The following is an 18,060-nucleotide window of genomic DNA, read 5'->3' on the forward strand; positions in this document are numbered from 1 at the left end:
CAAACTGGGAGCACCTCGATGGACTTTGACTTCAGTGAAGACCAAGAAGCGCTGCGCGAGGCCGTGCGCCGCTGGGTCGAAAAGGACTACGACTTTGCGCGCCGCCAGACCATCGTCAAGGCCGGCGGTTTCTCGCCCGAAGCCTGGAACGGCCTCACCGGCCTGGGCCTGAGCGGCCTGCTTGTGCCGGAGCAGCATGGCGGCATGGGCCTGGGCGCCATCGACGCCATGGCGGTGATGGAAGAACTCGGCCGCGGCCTCGTGATGGAACCATTCGCCCAGGCCGGCTTGGTCGCCCCCACCGTGCTGCGCCAGGCCCCAACGGCCATGCAAGCGACGTGGCTGCCGCGCATCGCAAGCGGTGAGACGATGCTGGTCTTGGCTCAGCAAGAGCGCGCCGCCCGCTATCGGCTCCAGCATGTGGAAACCCGCGCCCTTGATGGGCGGCTGAGCGGCAAGAAGAGCCTGGTGCCGGCCGCAGACTGGGCCGACGCCTTCATCGTGCCGGCGCGTGTCTATGGCGCCATTGGTGATGAAGCCGGCATCGCCCTCTACCTCGTGGAACGCGACGCCGCTGGCGTGGGCATCCGTCCCTACAGCCTGCAAGACGGCTCGCGCGCCGGCGAACTGGTCCTCGCCGACACGCCCGCCACCCTTTTGGTCGGCCCCGAGCAAGGCCTGGCCGCGCTGGAGTTGGCCGTCGATGTGGGCATTGCGGCGCTCTGCGCCGAGGCGGTCGGCGCGATGGAGCAAATGTTGGCAATCACCGTTGACTATATGAAGCAGCGCCAGCAGTTCGGTGTGGCGATCAGCAGCTTTCAAGCGCTGCGGCATCGCGTCGCCGATGTGAAGATGCAGCTGGAGTTGGGGCGCTCAATGAGCTACTTTGCGAGCTTAAAGCTGGCCGAGCCAGCGCCCGCGCGGCGCCGTGCGCTGGCCCAGGCCAAGCTGCAACTGGGCCAATCAATGCGCTTTGTCGGCCAGCAATGCACGCAGTTACATGGCGGCATCGGTGTCACCGACGAGTACATCTCCAGCCACTACTTCAAGCGCCTCACGGTGATGGAGCTGCAATTTGGCGACAGCCTGCACCAACTCGGCGAAGTCAGCGCCCGCATGACCGAGACGGCCGGCGTGTTCGCCTGAGTTGAGACTCGATCAAAGCGCAATCACAGCGCGAGCAGCTGCCGCCAATCCGGCGCCAGCTCGCGCAGACCGCGGCGGACATGGCCGTCGCGCCCCTGCACCGTGGTCGCGGCGAACAAGGCCTTGACGATGGCCTGCTCGCAGGCCTCGGCGGCGGCTTGAAACAGAGGGTCAAGTCTTGCCTCGTGCAGCATGGCCAGCGCTGGCATCGGTTCGGCGGCCCGTTGCGGCAAGGTGTAGGCGCTGGAGAAGGCCAGGGCAATATCGCCACTGCCATGGCCATAGTCCGAGCCGGTACGCGCGAGCCCGGCGCCCGCCCGGCGCGCCAGCCGGCCGAGTTGGCGCGAGTCCAGCGGCGCATCGGTAGCGATGATCAAGATGATGGAGCCCTTTTCGACCTGAGCCTTCCCATCGGTGGCTGGCGGCGCGCCGCGCAGTCGTGCTTGCAGCCGTTCTTGCAACAGCGGCCCGAGCCTTTGCCCCTGTATCGTCAAGGCCTCCGGCCGACCGAAATTGGCCAGCACCAGCGCCGCCACCGTACAAGGCTCTGCGCCGGCGCGGACACGACGCGAGGCCGAGCCGATGCCGCCCTTCAGGCCGAAAGCACTCATGCCCCGCCCTGCCCCAACGCAGCCCTGGGCAAAATCCAAACTCGCGTCGGCCATGGCCCGAGACAGATGTTCAGCCTGCACGGCAAAGGCCTGCGCATCGTTCAAATAGCCGTCATTGCACTCGAACACGAGCGGATTGACGGTCGGCCAGTCACGGCCGATCTCGGCGTGCTGGGCGATGGCCTGTTGGGTCAAAGCGGTGGCCAGCGTGCCCACGGCAAAGGTGCTGCCAAGCACGATAGGCGTTTCCAGCTGACCCAACTCCTGCAGTTGCAGCAGGCCCATGCTCTTGCCAAAGCCGTTCAACACCGCCAAGCCGGCCGGGGCCTTGTGCAGAAAGACATCGCCGGCATGCGGTCGGATCACCGTCACCCCGGTCTGCACGGCGCCGGCATCCAGCGTGCAATGACCAACCGTCACGCCGGCCACATCGGCCAGGCTGTCCAGCGGGCCGCTGGGCAGGACGCCGATGCGAGGAAAGTCGATTGAGCCTGGCATGGTCTAAGTTCAGCGGCTGCTATCGAGCTTGGGGTCCAGCGCGTCGCGCAGCCCATCACCCAGCAGATTGAAGGCCAGCACGGTCAGAAAGATCGCAATGCTGGGGATGAGAGCGATATGCGGCGCGTTCACCATATCGCTGCGCGCCTCGTTCAGCATTGCGCCCCATTCGGGCGTGGGTGGCTGAGCGCCCATGCCCAGAAAGCTCAAGCTGGCCGCGGTAATGATGGAGGTGCCGATACGCATGGTGAAGAAAACCACCACGGTAGAAACCGTGCCGGGCAGGATGTGGCGGGTGATGATGGTCCAGTCGGAAGCGCCAATCGAGCGGGCCGCCTCCACATAGGTCAAGTGCTTCAGCGCCAGCGTATTGCCGCGCACCAGGCGAGCAAAGGTGGGGATTGAAAACACCGCCACGGCGATGACCACATTGACCATGCCGCCGCCCAGAATCGCCACGATGCCAATGGCCAGCAAGATACCAGGGAAGGCAAACAAGACGTCGCACAAACGCATGATGACGCGGTCACACCAACCTTCGTAATAGCCTGCCAGCAAGCCCAAGCTGGTGCCTAACACCGAGCCTACCGCCACCGACACCAAGCCCGCAGTCAGCGACACTCGCGCGCCCATCAAGATGCGGCTGAAGATGTCACGCCCCAAGGCGTCAACCCCGAACCAATGCTCGGCCGAGGGCGTGGCGTTGATGCGGTCATAGTCAAAATAGTTCTCGGCGTCATAGGGCGTGATCCAAGGCGCCGCCAGCGCCAGCACGATCAAGACAAAGACAAAGCCCAGCGCCAGCATCGCCACCCGCTGCTTCTTGAACTTGCGCCAAAACTCCGAGGCTGGCGTGCGCACCTTGGCGGCCGAGCCGCCAGGCGCTGAAAGAGGAAGACTTGGGCTGCTCATATCACTTGTAACGAATGGTCGGATTGATCAGGCCGTAGAGCAGGTCCACGATCAGATTGATCAAAATGAACTGCAGCGAGAACAGCAAAACCTCGGCCTGAATCACCGGGTAATCGCGCATCTCGACGGCATCCACCAAGAGCCGGCCCATGCCCGGCCAGTTGAAGACCTTCTCCACCACGATGGAGCCGCCGAGCAAGAAGCCGAACTGCAGCCCCATCATGGTGACGACCGGAATCAAGGCATTGCGAAGCCCATGCTTGAGCACCACGCCGGTCTCAGAGACCCCCTTGGCCCGCGCGGTGCGGATGTAGTCCTCATGCAAGATGTCCACAAACGATGAGCGAGTGAAGCGCGCCATCACCGCCGCCACACCGGCGCCTAGAGTCAGTGAAGGCAAGACGTAATGCCGCCAACTGTCGGCACCCACGGTGGGCAGCCAGCCCAGGCCCACCGCAAACACCATCATCAAGAGCAGGCCCAAGGCAAAGGACGGGAAGGAGATGCCCGACACCGCCAAGGTCATGCCCAGCCGGTCTTGCCAGCGATTGCGCTTGACGGCGGCCACCACCCCAATCACCAAGCCGAACAGCACCGACCAGCCCATGGCCGCCAGCGTTAGCTTCAAGGTGTAGGGGAGACGGTCGGCAATCTCATCGATCACCGGCCGCTTGGTACGAATGGAGTGGCCAAAGTCGCCGCGCAGCGCGCCGCCGACGAAGCGGGTGAACTGCTCCAGCATCGGCTTGTCCAGGCCCAGATCGCGCCGCACCAGTTCCACCGTTTCGGGGTCGGCCTCGGCCCCGGCCGCCAGCCGCGCCGGGTCGCCGGGCAGCAGGTGGACGAAGAAAAACACGAACACGGCAACGATCAGCAAGGTGGGCAAAAGGCCTGCCAAGCGCTTGAGGAGGTACTGAAACATGGGCGAGCGATCGAGTCCAGGTGGGGAAGCCGGTTTAGCGCTTACTTGCTGAACTGCACATCTTCAAAGAAGAAGCTGTTGTCCGGCATTTGGTAAATGCCCTTGAGCGTCTTGCTCTTGGCATAGGCCACTTTGCGAGTCACCAGAAAGGCCCAAGGTGCTTCCTTGTGGACGATCTCTTGCGCGCGAGCGTAGGCCTTAGCCTTCTTCTCGCGGTCGGCCGTGCCCAGCGCTTCGTACAGCAAATCGTCAAACTCGGTATTGCTGTAGTAGGCGAAGTTCTGCAGCTTGGGCGGTTGCGACTCGGTGGCGAACAGCGGGCGCAAGCCCCAGTCGGCCTCGCCGGTGGAAGAGGACCAGCCAGCGAAGTACAGGCGCACCGCCGCATCTTCCGGCTTTTGCACATTCTCCAATTGCTGCACCCGCTGGCCGGTTTCCATCAAAGTAATCTTGGCCTTGATGCCCACCTGGGCCAGTTGCTGCTGCAAGAACTGCGTGCCCTTCTGCGCAATGCTGGTGTTGGCCGCCCAGAGTTCGGTTTCAAAACCATTCGGGTAGCCGGCCGCCTTCAGCAACTCGCGCGCCTTGGCCGGGTTGTGTTCGTAACGGCCGGTCTTGACAGCGTACTCCACACCAATCGGCACCGGCCCTTCGGCCGGCGTCGCATAGCCCTTGTAGAGCACCTTGGCCAGCGCCTCCTTGTTGATCGCATAGTTGATCGCGTGGCGTACCCGCACATCGTTGAAGGGCTTCTTCATCGTGTTCATCGACAGGTACTGGGCGAAGATGCCCGGCCCGCTGACGACGTCGAGCTTGGGGTTTTGCATCAGGTTCTCGGCCTGCTCCACCGGCAGTGGTGCGGTGAAATGGGCCTCGCCGGCCTGCAGCATGGCGGTGCGGGTATTGCTGTCACCCACCGGCTTCCAAATGATGGCGTCCAGCTTGGGCCAGCCGGCTTTCCAGTATTTGTCGTTCTTCACCACCTTCACATAGTCGGGTTGCTTCCACTCGACGAACTTGAAGGGGCCGGTGCCGACCGGGTTCATGCCGATTTGCTTGCCGTACTTGGCCAAAGCCGTTGGCGAGATCATCACCGCCGAGGGGTGGGCCAGCTGGTTGATGAAGGCCGAGAACGGCCGCTTCAGCGTGATCTTGACGGTGTAGTCGTCGATGACCGTGGTGCTGTCGATATTCGAGAACAGGTTGTAGCGCTTGAGCTTGTTCTCGGGGTTGGTGACACGGTCAAACACCGCCTTCACCGCAGCTGCATTGAAGTCCGTGCCGTCGTGGAACTTGATGCCTTTTTTGAGCTTGAAGGTATAGATCAGGCCGGCCTTGGCGGTCTCGTAGCTGTCGGCCAGTTGCGGCATCACCTTCAGGTCTTTGTCAAAGGTGTAAAGCCCTTGGTAGAAGCTCTTGCACACCGACAGGTCGAGCGTGACATTGGTGTCGTAAGGGTCCAGCGAGGCAAAAGTGTTCTCAACTGCAAACACAGCGGTCTTGTCCTGCGCCAGCGCAGCGGTGCTGCTCAGGCCGGTGGCAAGCGCTGCGGCCAAAGCCACGGCGGCAAATAGTTTGGCATTCATCGTGTCGATCTCCCTGTTCAAAAGAAAACTCAAGCCCTCAAACCTGCGGGCACTGAAACAATCAGGCCACCTTCTTCAGCCCCACTTCATGCCGGGCCACAAAATGATCAAAGCCCACGGCCACCAGCGGCGCGACCGTTGGCGGGTCGTCCAAGCTGCGCATGGGGCTGGGGATTTCTCCGCTGAGCAATTCGGTCGGGCCGCGGCGCAAACGCGGATCCGCCACCGGCACCGCTGACATCAAACGTTTGGTGTAGTCATGCTGCGGGTTCTCAAAAATCGCGCGGCGCGGGCCGATCTCGACGATTTGCCCCAGATACATCACCGCCACCCGATGCGCCACCCGCTCGACCACGGCCATATCGTGCGAGATGAACAAATAGCTCAGGCCCAACTCGGCCTGCAGGTCCAGCATCAGGTTAACGATCTGAGCCCGGATCGATACATCCAGCGCCGACACCGCCTCGTCCGCCACGATCAGCTTAGGGTTCAGCGCCAAAGCGCGTGCAATCGCAATGCGCTGGCGCTGACCACCCGAGAACTCATGCGGATAACGATGGGCTGCATCGGGCGGCAGGCCCACTCGTTGCAGCAACCACTGCACCCGCTCCTCGGCCTGGGCCGGCGTGGCCAGCTTGTGGATGTATAGCGGCTCGGCGATTGAAAAACCCACCGTCAGCCGCGGGTCCAGCGAGGCATAGGGGTCCTGAAAAATCATCTGGATATCGCGCCGCAGCGGCTGCATCTGGCTGCGCGACAAACGGGTCAGGTCTCGGCCACGGAACAGAATCTGGCCCGCATTGGCCTCCACCAATTTCAACAAGCTGCGCCCGGTGGTGGACTTGCCGCAGCCCGACTCCCCCACCAAGGCCAGGGTCTCGCCGGCGCGCAGCTCAAAGGACACCTGCTCCACCGCATGCACCCGTTTCTTCACCCGGTTGAGCAGGCCCTCGCGAATGTCGAAGCGAGTCGTCAGCTGCTTGACTTCCAAGAGCAGCTCACCAGGCGCTTTGTCTTGGACCCGCACCGCGCTCATCTGCGCATCTTCGGCACTCATCAAAGAGAAGCTGGCCGGCGCATCACTGCCCGCCATCGCGCCCAGCCGCGGCACGGCCGACAGCAGCGCGCGGGTGTAGCGATGCTGAGGCGCCTCAAACAGCGCCAGCGTCTCGCCCTCTTCCACCTTCTCGCCGCGCAGCATCACCGCCACGCGGTCGGCGCATTCGGCCACCACGCCCATATCGTGGGTGATCAGCATCACCCCCATCTTCATCTCCTGCTGCAGCGAGCGGATCAGTTGCAGGATCTGCGCCTGGATGGTGACGTCCAGCGCGGTGGTGGGTTCGTCCGCGATCAAGAGGCTGGGCTTGCAGGCCAGCGCCATGGCAATCATCACCCGCTGGCGCATGCCGCCGCTGAGCTGATGCGGGTGCCGCGTCAGCACCTGGCGCGCGGCCGGGATGCGCACCAACTCCAACATGCGCAAGGCCTCGGCCAGCGCCGCCGCGCTGCTCTGCCCCTGGTGAATGCGGATTGCCTCGGCGATCTGCTCCCCCACGGTGAAAACCGGGTTCAGCGAGGTCATCGGCTCCTGGAAGATCATCGCGATATCGGCACCGCGGATCTTGCGCATGCGTGCCTCGGCGGCCTGGGCCAAGTCCAACGCTTCGCCCTGACGCGGCTGGAAACGAATGCTGCCGCCGACGATCTGGCCGCCGCCATGCTCGATCAGCCGCATGATGGCCAGCGAGGTGACCGACTTGCCAGACCCCGATTCACCCACAATCGCCAGCGTCTCGCCGGGACCGACCCGAAAGCTCAGATTGCGCACCACATCGCTGTGGCCAGCCTCCGTCTTGAAGCGCACTGTCAGGTCGCTCACCGTCAGCACGGAAGGCTTCACCACCTCGTTCATCGGGCTTGATCTCCGTAGATCGCTACCACCGGCACCTCGCCGACGCGGGCATAACCGCGGTACATGCCTTCGGAGTTGAAGCACAGGCTCAGCTCACCATTGGCCGCCAGCGCGATCAGGCCGCCACTGCCCCCCACCTTGGGCAACTTGCCATGCACCACCCGCTCGGCGGCCGCCGCTACGCCAAGCCCAAGGTATTCCATCTGCGCCGACACATCAAAGGCCGCGCAGCTGCGCATAAAGGCTTCGCCGGTGCCGGTGCAAGACACCGCCACGGTCGCATCATTGGCATAGCAGCCCGCGCCGATGATGGGCGAATCGCCTACCCGGCCGACCTGCTTATTGGTCATGCCGCCGGTCGAGGTCGCAGCCGCCAAGTGCCCCTTGGCATCCAAGGCCACCGCGCCCACCGTGCCGGTTTTGCTGCGCTCATCGATGGGGCCGCCGGCGGCAGCGCTTGCAGCGAGTTGCTGGCCGTCATGGTCCAGGAGTGCGCCTGTCTGCGCCTGCTGGGCGCGGCGCAATTGTTCTAAGCGTGCGGTCGTGCCAAACCAGCTGGGCTCGACTTGCTCCAAGCCCTGCGCCGCCGCAAAAGCATCGGCCGCCGCGCCAATAAACATCAAGTGCTCGCTGTGCTGCATCACCGCCTGCGCGGCCAGCACCGGGTTGCGCGTGCGCGTCACCCCGGCCACGGCGCCGGCTTGCAGATTGCTGCCGTCCATCACGCTGGCGTCCAGCTCATGGCTGCCGGCTGCGGTGTAGACCGCGCCCCGGCCGGCGTTGAACAGCTCGCACTCTTCCAAGCGCCGCACCGCCTCCACGGCCACCTCAAGCGCGCCGACACCGGCGGCGAGTTGAGCTTGCCCTGCCTCCAGTATCGAACGCAGCGCCGCCAAGTACTCCCCCTCTTTGGCTTCGCTCATCTGGCTGCGCAACAAGGTGCCGGCGCCGCCATGAATGGCCAAGACGGGCCGCGGTGGATTCACGGTTGTGTGTGTCATCTATGTTTTCCGTTCACCGGCCTTGCCGGCACTGCGCGTTTTCAGTCCGGTCCGCTGGCCCGATTTATTCATATGCAGCCAGGGCACCACATAACGGGCCAACTCCTGTGCACGCTGCACCGCCTGCGGCGTGCGCCGCGCTACCGCCGAGCACAAGGCCTCGATGCAGGCCAAGGCCGCGGCATTGGAGGTGGCCGACATCTGCTTGCTGGCCTGCACATACAAGACCACGTCGGCCAACTGCACCACCGGCGAGCTCGGCTGATCGGTCAGCGCGAGGATCTTGCAGCCGCGCTCGCGCGCCATTGTGGTCAGCAGCACCGTGTCTTCGCTATAGCGCGGCATGGCGATCACGACCAACAGATCGGTCTCCGCCAATTTGAAGATCTGCCTCGCCGCATGGCTGGGGCCGGGCATCTGCGACAAGGTGGCGACATCGCGGCAGTAGGCATCCAACTCATGGTGCATCAGCCCCGCCAGATAGGCGCTGGCCCCATAGCCCAAGGTGTTGACGCGGCGCGCGGCCAGAATCATGTCGACCGCTTGCTCACAGACATCGGCCCGCAAGCCCTCGCGGGTGCTCTCCAGATTGCGTCTATCTTCCTCCAGCGAGCGCGCCATGGCCTCGGCGCTGTCGGCCGCACCCTGCGCCAGGCCGCTGCGCAATCGCTCCACCGGTGCCAGGGTGGATTCAAAGGCGCGCGCCAACTCGGCCCGAAACTGGGCGTAGCCACGGAAACCCAAGGCGACAGCAAAGCGGTTGGCCGAAGCCATCGACACGCCCACCTCTTTCGCAAATTCATCGATCGAAGCGGTCGCGGCCCGAAAGGGATGCGCCTGCACCGCCGCCGCCATGCGCTGCTGCGTCGCCGACATGCCAGGCGCACGCTGGGCAATCTGCTGCACGACAGACAAGCTCGCGAAGGCCGCCAAACGCGGCGCCTGACTTGGCGTCTTTCCGGGAGGAGACTTCAATTTGAAAGATTACTTTCAATGGCGGGTTGAAATTTGAAAACATTCTTTCACCCCTGACGCCTTCGGTTGCCGCAGAGAAACCCTGAGATCGTGAGCCAACCAAGCCTCGCGCTGGCGGCTGTCATGCCCGCAAGCCGCTGAGGGACAATACCGGCATGAAGATGCACATCGCCCAAATTCTCTTTTCTCAAGGCTTCGGTAGCCGCCGCCTCTGTTCCGGACTGCTGTTCAACGGCGAAGTCAGCATCAAGGGCGAGATCCTGAATGACCCTTGGGAAGAATTCGAAACCGAAGGCTTGGAGTTTGAGGTCAGTGGCAAGACCTGGCCCTTTCATGAAAAGGCACTGATCCTGCTCAACAAGCCGAGCGGCTATGAATGCTCTCGCAAACCCAAGCACCACCCCAGCGTGATGAACCTCTTGCCCGCGCCGCTGCGCGAGCGCGACGTGCAGCCTATCGGCCGCCTCGACGAGGACACCACCGGTCTGCTGCTCTTGACCGACGACGGCGCCCTGATCCACAAGCTGACCAGCCCCAAGCACCATGTGCCCAAGATCTATGAGGCCCAGTGCAAGCATCCAGTCACGCCGGAAATGGTGGCTCAACTGCTGGCCGGCGTGGAGTTGCGTGAACCCGAGCCGAGCAAGCCAGTCGTCGTGGCCGGCGCTTCCGGGCGAAGTGCATCCAAGTCCGCCGGAAAACCCAATAGCAAGCCCGAGCGCAGCACACCCTATGTGCCTGAGACCGTGCGCGCCGAAGGTGCCGAGAGCTTTGGCACCCATGGCCTGCGCCTGACATTGATCGAGGGCAAGTACCACCAAGTCAAACGCATGGTGGCCGCCGTCGGCAACCGAGTCGAAAGCCTGCACCGCCCGCAGTTCGGCGCGCTGACCTTGCCGACAGATTTGAAGCCGGGCGAATGGTGCTGGGTCAACAGCCCGGACCTCATCACACCCAAATAACAGTTTGATGACGGTCAACGAAGCCTGGGGTTTGCCCCCGGTTTTGCGGCTTCGGCGCGACGTTGAGGGTTGATCCCGATCATTCTGTAACGAAGTGCATGTAGAACCTCGGCTGACGAGCGGGAGCATCAGACTCACCGCCCATGAGCCCCCTCTTGAGAGGTGGCCAGTTTCCGAGGGAATACATATTTATGACGGCAGAACCTGGCTCAGGACAGGTGAGCGAAGACGCGGGCCCCGACATCGCCGAACAGGTGCAGTCGGAGCAATTGGCATCGCTCTATGAACGCAGCTTGACGCCCACTTCGCTGGGCCTGTTGTTCAGCCTTTTTCCGGTCCTCTTGCTGTGGCCGCATTTGCCGCCCGCCTTGCTGCTGGGCTGGTTGAGCGCGCGCGTGCTCATGAGCCTGATCCGCTGCTGGGACTTGTACCGTTTCCGTGCGTTCAGGGCGAAACAGCCCAGCCACGCAGAGCTGGCGCCCTGGCGCCAACGCTTTCTGGGCTTGCTGACCCTGGATGCGCTCACCTGGGGCGCCATGGGCTGGTTTTTCCACGCCCCCGCCGCTCCTCAGATTGAAGGCCTGATGTTGGCAGCCATGGTGGGCTTGGGCGCCATCGCCTTATTCTCCTTGGGCGGCCGTATGCGCGCCAATCTGGTTTTTTGTGCGCTGGCCCTGGGGCCCTTGGTGGTCTACCACCTCAGCCGCGCTGACCAGCAAGGGGCACTCACCGGCTTGAGCCTGTTGATCTTCATGGCGATTGCCCTGAAGGAGTCGCGCGGCATCGAAACCCGCGCCACCGAACTCTTGCGTCTGCGCTTTGCCACCGACTGGCTGGCCCAGCAGCGCAAGCAAGCATTGCAATCGGCCGAACATTCCAGCAGCAGCAAGAGCCGTTTTGTGGCCGTGATGAGCCACGAGATTCGTACCCCCTTGAATGGCATCTTGGGCATGACCCAGTTGTTGGCGCGCACCCAGTTGGACGGCCAGCAGCGCGAGCAGGTCGACATCATGCGGCGCTCCGGCCAGCACTTGCTGGCCTTGGTGAACGACATTCTCGATTTGGCCCGCATCGAATCGGGCAAGCTGGCGGTTGACGCCGGGCCGGTCAATGTGCGCGAAACGGTCGACGATGTTTGCCGCCTGCTGAGCGAAACCGCCCGCGACAAGGGCCTGGACTTCTCCCTCAACCTCAGCCCCGCCCTGCCCGGCCATGCCTTGGGCGACGCCTCGCGCATCAAGCAGGTGCTGCACAACCTGATCGGCAATGCCATCAAGTTCACCGAGCGCGGCCAGGTCACGGTCGAGGTCAGCCCGACCCTGGACATGCGCGCCGGCACGCTCTTGCGCTTCGCCGTGCGCGACACCGGCGAGGGCATCGCCGCCGACCAGATGGAACGCGTCTTCGCGCCCTTCGAGCAGGCCGAGGCCATGGGCCAGGACAAGCGCCCCCGCCGCCAAGATGGCACCGGCCTGGGCCTGACCATTTCGCGGGAATTGGCGCGCGCCATGGGCGGCGATCTGCGCTGCAGCTCGGTACCCGGCCAAGGCTCGCTGTTTGAATTCACCTTGCCCTTGCTGCCAGCCGCCGAAGCCGCGCCGACGCGTACGCCACGGCCCGCCACACCGGCGCCGGCCATGGCCGTCAATGAAAGCCACAGCGCACCAATCGCAAGCCAGTTGCCCAGCGCAGCCCAGACACCCAGCACGCCACGCCTATCCGGCCGAGTGCTGCTGGTGGATGACAGCATGGTCAATGTCCTGGTCGCATCCTCAATGCTCGAGAGCTGCGGTCTGCAGGTCGACCAAGCCGAAAACGGCCTGGAGGCCTTGGAGCGGCTGGAAGCCAGCGCCTACGACCTGGTGCTGATGGACTGCCAGATGCCCAAGATGGATGGTTTCGAGGCGACACGCCGCTGGCGCGCCCTGGAGCGCAGCCGCTTCCTCGGCCATGTGCCGATCGTGGCCCTGACCGCCAGCGCGGTCAACGGCGACCGCGAACGCTGCATCCAATGCGGCATGGATGACTACCTGGTCAAGCCTTTCGAGATGGACGATCTGGTGGCCGTGGCGCAGCGCCATCTGCAGGTCGCAGAATTGGTCTGAGGCTCAGCCCGGCCCGGCCAGGCCCCACATTTGGCGGCCGAACGATAATCGCCGCCATGCATGTTTTTCGCGGCTTCCACCACCCCGGCATTGCGCCCGCCTGCGCGCTGACCATCGGCAACTTCGACGGCGTCCACCGCGGCCACCAGGCCATGTTGGCGCTGTTGAAATCCGAGGCTTCGCACCGCGGGCTGCCGTCTTGCGTGATGACCTTCGAGCCGCATCCGCGCGACTACTTTGCCGCGAAGCTCGGCAAGCCCGAGCTGGCACCGGCCCGCATCGCGTCGCTGCGCGACAAGCTGAGCGAGTTGGAGCGTTGCGGCATTGACCAGGTGGTGGTGCTGCGCTTTGATGAACGTCTGGCCTCCTTGAGTGCCCAAGACTTCATCGCCCAGGTGCTGCAGCAAGGGCTGGGGGCCAAATACATTCTGGTCGGCGATGACTTCCGCTTCGGCGCCAAGCGCCAGGGCGATTACGCCACCCTGGATGCCGCCGGGCGCCAGCAAGGCTTTGATGTGGCCCGCATGATGAGTTACGAGGTGCATGGCCTGCGCGTCAGCAGCTCGGCGGTACGCGAGGCGCTGGCCGGCGGCGATATGGCGGCCGCCACCCGTTTGCTGGGCCGCCCCTATGCCATCTCCGGCCATGTGGTGCATGGGCAAAAACTGGGCCGCAGCCTGGGCGAGTCCAGCCCCGGCGCACTCGACGGCTTCAGAACCATGAACCTGCGCTTTGCGCATGACAAGCCCGCCGCCCATGGCATCTTCGCGGTGCGCACCCATGGCCTGAGCCAGCAGCCGCTGGACGGCGTGGCCTCGCTCGGCGTGCGGCCCACGGTGGAAGACGCCGGCCGCGTGCTGCTGGAGGTGCATTGCCTGGATTGGCCAGCCGATCTCGGCAGCAACGGGGCCTACGGTAAACTCGTGCGCGTGGAACTGCTGCATAAACTTCGCGACGAAGCCCGCTACGACGGGCTGCCGGCACTGACGGCCGCCATCCGGCAGGATGTGGCGGACGCGCGAGCCTTTTTGGCCACCCATGCCGCCATGCGGCGCCAGACCACACGCGATCGAATTTGACGCTGGCGGGGTCTTGCCGCCCCTTCCTACCGCCTTTTTGGGCCTGGTTTTGATTCACCTCGAACTCAAATAAGGCCGCCCGCACAGGCAGCCTGAGCTGCCCCCCCACCCCGCTACGGCGCCCCGCAAATGCGCGCAGCGCCCTCGAATGCACAAGTTCTGGACCCCTCATGAGCACCGATAAAAAAGACTACCGCGCCAGCCTGAATCTGCCCGACACGCCCTTCCCCATGCGTGGCGATCTGCCCAAGCGCGAGCCGGGCTGGGTGAAGACCTGGGAAGAACAAGGCACTTACAAAAAGCTGCGCGACGCCCGCTGTGGCGCGCCCAAGTTCGTGCTGCACGACGGCCCGCCCTATGCCAACGGCCAAATCCACATCGGCCACGCCGCGAACAAGATCCTCAAGGACATGATCGTCAAGGCGCGCCAGCTGGAAGGCTTTGACGCGGCCTACATCCCCGGCTGGGACTGCCACGGCCTGCCGATCGAGAACCAGATCGAAAAAACCTTCGGCCGCGGCCTGCCGCGCGATGAGGTGCAGGCCAAGAGCCGCGCCTATGCCGGCGAGCAGATCGACGCGCAGCGCGCCGACTTCAAGCGCCTGGGCGTGCTGGGCGAATGGGACCGCCCGTACCGCACCATGGACTTCAAGAACGAGGCCGGCGAGATCCGCGTCTTGAAGCGCTTGTTCGAGCGCGGCTTTGTGTACCGCGGCCTGAAGCCCGTCTACTGGTGCTTTGACTGCGGCTCTTCGCTGGCCGAGTTCGAGATCGAGTACCAAGACAAGCAGAGCCCGGCGGTGGACGTGGCCTTCTTGAGCGCCGAGCCCGAGAAGCTGGCTGCGGCCTTTGGTCTGCCAGCTCTGAACAAAGAAGCCTTCACCGTCATCTGGACCACCACACCCTGGACCATCCCGGCCAACCAGGCGCTGAACCTGAACCCGGAGCTGGTCTACGCCCTGGTGGACACGCCGCGCGGCATCTACATGGTGGCCGAGGCGTTGGTGGAGAAATGCCTGGCCCGCTGGAAGCTGGAAGGCTCGGTGCTCGCCACCACCGTCGGCAAGAACCTGGCGATGCTGAAGTTCAAGCATCCGCTGGCCCATGTGGACGCCGGCTTTGATCGGACCAGCCCGGTCTACCTCGCCGACTACGCCACCGCCGAAGACGGCACCGGCGTTGTGCACTCGGCGCCAGCTTATGGTCTGGACGACTTCCAGAGCTGCATCAGCCACGGCATGGCCTTCAAGGACATCTTGAATCCGGTGCAAGGCAACGGCCAGTACGAGGCTGAGCTGCCGCTGTTCGGCGGCCTGCACATCTGGAAGGCCAACCCGGTGATCGCCGAGGCGCTGGAGAACGCCGGCCGCCTGCTCTCGCATGTGAAGATCACCCACAGCTACCCGCATTGCTGGCGCCACAAAACGCCGGTGATCTACCGCGCTGCGGCCCAATGGTTTGTGCGCATGGACGAGGGCGAAGGCTTGTTCGCCGTGGACCGCGCCGAGAAGACGCTTCGCCAGACCGCGCTGGAAGCCATCGACGCCACCAGCTTCTACCCCGAGAACGGCCGCGCCCGTCTGCGCGACATGATCGCCGGCCGGCCCGACTGGTGCATCTCGCGTCAGCGCAGCTGGGGCGTGCCGCTGCCGATCTTCTTGCACAAGGACTCGGGCCTGCCGCATCCCAAGACGCTGGAGTTCATCGAGCGCGCCGCCGTCATCGTCGAAGCCGGCGGTGTGGAAGCTTGGGCCAAGCTGGACCCGGCCGAGTGGCTGGGCGCCGAAGCGGCGGAGTACAGCAAGGGCAGCGACATCCTGGACGTCTGGTTTGACTCCGGTTCGACCTTCCAACATGTGCTGAACGGCAGCCATGCCGGCGCGGCGCATGCGCAAGGCCCGGAGGCCGATCTGTATCTGGAAGGCCATGACCAGCACCGCGGCTGGTTCCACAGCTCGCTGCTGATCGGCTGCGCGCTCTACGGCCGCGCGCCCTACAAGGGCTTGCTGACGCACGGCTTCGTCGTGGACGGCGCTGGCCGCAAGATGAGCAAGTCGGTGGGCAATGTGGTGGCGCCGCAAACCGTCAGCGAGAAGATGGGCGCCGAGATCATCCGACTGTGGTGCGCCTCGACCGACTACTCGGGTGACCTCGGTTTGGACGACAAGATCCTGGCCCGCGTGGTCGACGCCTACCGCCGCATCCGCAACACCTTGCGCTTCTTGCTGGCCAATGTCAGCGACTTCGACCCGACCACCGACTCCGTGCCGCTGGATCAGCTGCTGGAAGTGGACCGCTTTGCCCTGGCCCGCGCGGCACAGATGCAGGCTGAGATCCTGGCGCATTACCAACGCTACGAGTTCCACCCGGTGGTCGCCAAGTTGCAGGTCTATTGCTCGGAAGACCTGGGCGCCTTCTACTTGGATGTGCTGAAGGACCGCCTCTACACCACCGCGCCCAAGAGCTTGGCCCGCCGCTCGGCCCAGACCGCGCTGTGGCACCTGACCCACGGCATGCTGCGCTGGATGGCGCCCTTCCTCAGCTTCACCGCCGAAGAAGCCTGGCCCATCTTCAGCGGCAAGCCGGCTGGTGAGAGCATCTTTGTCGAGACCTACTGGCAATTCGCCGCGCCCGATGAAGCGCTGCTGGCCAAGTGGGGCCGCATCCGCGAGATCCGCGAAGCGGTCAACAAGGCGATCGAAGACGTGCGCAAGGACGGCGGTGTCGGCTCCTCGCTGCAGGCTGAAGTGGCCTTGGGCGTCAATGCGCAAGACCTGACCCTGCTGCAAAGCTTGGGCGAAGACCTGAAGTTTGTCTTCATCACCTCGGCGGCCAGCCTGAGCGAAGCAGCGGAGTTGAGCGTCAGCGTCACGCCCTCGGCGCAGCAGAAATGCGAGCGCTGCTGGCATTACCGCGAAGACGTGGGCGCCAATCCTGAGCACCCCACGCTGTGCGGCCGTTGCGACAGCAATCTGCACGGCAGCGGCGAAACCCGCACGATGGCCTGAGCGATGACGAGAGCACTGCTCAAGCAATAGGCAGATCGGCTGACAAGAAAGAAAGGGCGCTTCGGCGCCCTTTTGTTTTGTGCGGCTGATTCTGCCGAATCAGTCGAGGCAGGTAAGTTAGCCGTTATGGAAACGCCGGCACATTCGGCTCCAGCCCTTCGAAATGCGCCTCCGGGTGGGTCGCCTCCAGCAGGGTTTCAATTTCCGCCACCCGCTCGCGTGGCGCGTCCACCATCAAGAGGTATTGGCCCTGCGCCATCGCCAACTCGAAGCGGCGCAGGCGTCGGCTTGGGGTGGAACTGCCGATCATGCTGGACGACCAGGTGCCCAACACCGCTCCCAGCCCGGCCATGGCAATCACCACGGCGGCGGGCATGGCCATATTGCCCAGCGAATAGGCGGCGGCCACCCCGCCGGCCGCGCCCAAGCCGGCGCCCATCAGCAGGCCGGTTTGCGCCGCACCGACCAGATCGGAGGTTTGCAAGACATTGGCGGCGTGCAGGCCGCTCATCTCCGCGCCCTCGGCCGCCACAAAGTGAATATGCCGCTCGCCAATGCGGGCCAGCAGCAACTCGTTCATCGTCCGCCTAGCGCTACCCAGATTCGGCAGCAACCAGTAAATACGTTTGCGCATGAGCCTACTCCTTGCCCCCAGAGTGGCGCGCGAACCGCACGCCCCAAGCACCGGGATACGCCATTGATACGCCGTTCCGGCCGCACAAGCAAGCGCCGACGCGTCTGTGAGCCCGCACCCGGGTCTATCAGGGGCGCTACATTAGCGGCCACGCCCGAGTTTGTGACCCTCTTTCCTTTTTTGTTTTTGCATGGCCACCTCCAAGAAATTTTCATCAAGCCCGCGCCTGGGCCAATGGCTGGCGATTGCGCTCGTCATCATCCTGCTGGACCAGTTCACCAAGGTGCTGATCCTGGGCAACTTCCAGTTGGGTGACAGCCGCTTCGTGACCAGCTTCTTCAATGTCGTGCGATGGCACAACACCGGCGCCGCGTTCAATTTTCTGGCCGGTGCGGCCGGCTGGCAGCGCTGGTTCTTTGTCGGCCTGGGTGCGCTGGCCACGGTTTTCATCGTGGTGATGCTGCGTAAACATGGCCAACAAACTCTGTTCGCCACGGCGCTCAGCCTGATTCTGGGCGGCGCCCTCGGCAATGTGATCGACCGCCTGCTGCACGGCTATGTGGTTGACTTCATCCAGGTGCACTGGGCCGGCTGGTACTTCCCCTCCTTCAATATCGCCGACAGTGCCATCAGCGTCGGCGCTGTGCTGTTGATCTGGGACGAGATGCGACGGGTACGCCGCAGCTGATTTTCAACGCGCAGGGTC

At 64.1% G+C, this 18,060-nt stretch carries 14 protein-coding genes; 6 read left to right on the forward strand and 8 right to left on the reverse strand.

The features are described 5' to 3' along the window. The first annotated feature begins 18 nt into the window (after positions 1-18). Positions 19-1,146 (forward strand): acyl-CoA dehydrogenase family protein, encoded by a 1,128-nt coding sequence (locus tag WG899_RS06665; RefSeq protein WP_339594848.1) that lies wholly within the window; start codon positions 19-21, stop codon positions 1,144-1,146. Positions 1,147-1,169: 23 nt separating this feature from the next. On the opposite strand, the gene WG899_RS06670 is transcribed toward WG899_RS06665, so the two are convergent. The 7 genes from WG899_RS06670 to WG899_RS06700 form a co-directional block, all read right to left on the reverse strand. Further along, positions 1,170-2,255, reverse strand: a complete 1,086-nt coding sequence (locus WG899_RS06670; RefSeq protein ID WP_339594849.1) for a P1 family peptidase — start codon at positions 2,253-2,255, stop codon at positions 1,170-1,172. A gap of 9 nt (positions 2,256-2,264) precedes the next feature. Next, positions 2,265-3,167, reverse strand: coding sequence for a glutathione ABC transporter permease GsiD (gene gsiD, locus WG899_RS06675; protein WP_339594850.1), 903 nt, complete (start codon positions 3,165-3,167; stop codon positions 2,265-2,267). A gap of 1 nt (position 3,168) precedes the next feature. After that, a complete protein-coding gene (gsiC, locus tag WG899_RS06680; protein ID WP_339594851.1) occupies positions 3,169-4,089 on the reverse strand; it encodes a glutathione ABC transporter permease GsiC in 921 nt (306 codons plus the stop codon). A 41-nt stretch (positions 4,090-4,130) separates the two neighbouring features. Beyond that, positions 4,131-5,675: a glutathione ABC transporter substrate-binding protein GsiB gene (gene gsiB / locus WG899_RS06685; protein ID WP_339594852.1), complete on the reverse strand. Its 1,545-nt coding sequence runs from the start codon at positions 5,673-5,675 to the stop codon at positions 4,131-4,133. 61 nt (positions 5,676-5,736) lie between these two features. After that, positions 5,737-7,590: a dipeptide ABC transporter ATP-binding protein gene (locus WG899_RS06690; protein ID WP_339594853.1), complete on the reverse strand. Its 1,854-nt coding sequence runs from the start codon at positions 7,588-7,590 to the stop codon at positions 5,737-5,739. Further along, entirely contained in the window at positions 7,587-8,591 is a 1,005-nt protein-coding gene (locus tag WG899_RS06695; protein ID WP_339594854.1) for an isoaspartyl peptidase/L-asparaginase family protein, read from the reverse strand. Before WG899_RS06695 ends, WG899_RS06690 begins: the two co-directional genes overlap by 4 nt. Next, entirely contained in the window at positions 8,592-9,497 is a 906-nt protein-coding gene (locus tag WG899_RS06700) for a MurR/RpiR family transcriptional regulator (RefSeq protein WP_339594855.1), read from the reverse strand. It lies immediately after the preceding gene. 230 nt (positions 9,498-9,727) lie between these two features. Between WG899_RS06700 and WG899_RS06705 the strand changes: the two genes are divergently transcribed. The 4 genes from WG899_RS06705 (at position 9,728) to ileS (ending at position 16,720) form a co-directional block, all read left to right on the forward strand. Next, positions 9,728-10,528 (forward strand): pseudouridine synthase, encoded by an 801-nt coding sequence (locus tag WG899_RS06705; protein ID WP_339595146.1) that lies wholly within the window; start codon positions 9,728-9,730, stop codon positions 10,526-10,528. 191 nt (positions 10,529-10,719) lie between these two features. Next, positions 10,720-12,633, forward strand: a complete 1,914-nt coding sequence (locus tag WG899_RS06710) for an ATP-binding protein (protein WP_339594856.1) — start codon at positions 10,720-10,722, stop codon at positions 12,631-12,633. A 56-nt stretch (positions 12,634-12,689) separates the two neighbouring features. After that, the gene (locus WG899_RS06715; protein WP_339594857.1) at positions 12,690-13,712 is read left to right on the forward strand and encodes a bifunctional riboflavin kinase/FAD synthetase; all 1,023 of its coding nucleotides are present in this window, start codon (positions 12,690-12,692) and stop codon (positions 13,710-13,712) included. 170 nt (positions 13,713-13,882) lie between these two features. Further along, entirely contained in the window at positions 13,883-16,720 is a 2,838-nt protein-coding gene (gene ileS, locus WG899_RS06720) for an isoleucine--tRNA ligase (protein WP_339594858.1), read from the forward strand. 124 nt (positions 16,721-16,844) lie between these two features. Here the strand turns inward: ileS and WG899_RS06725 are convergent, their stop codons facing one another. Continuing rightward, positions 16,845-17,354 carry a DUF1269 domain-containing protein gene (locus tag WG899_RS06725; RefSeq protein ID WP_339594859.1) on the reverse strand — a complete coding sequence of 170 codons (510 nt, stop codon included), beginning with the start codon at positions 17,352-17,354 and terminating at the stop codon, positions 16,845-16,847. 190 nt (positions 17,355-17,544) lie between these two features. Between WG899_RS06725 and lspA the strand changes: the two genes are divergently transcribed. Beyond that, positions 17,545-18,042 carry a signal peptidase II gene (lspA, locus tag WG899_RS06730; RefSeq protein WP_339594860.1) on the forward strand — a complete coding sequence of 166 codons (498 nt, stop codon included), beginning with the start codon at positions 17,545-17,547 and terminating at the stop codon, positions 18,040-18,042. The last annotated feature ends 18 nt before the right edge of the window (positions 18,043-18,060 follow it).

The sequence above is a fragment of the Paucibacter hankyongi genome, from assembly GCF_037482915.1.
In the GTDB taxonomy this organism is placed as follows: domain Bacteria; phylum Pseudomonadota; class Gammaproteobacteria; order Burkholderiales; family Burkholderiaceae_C; genus Paucibacter_A; species Paucibacter_A hankyongi.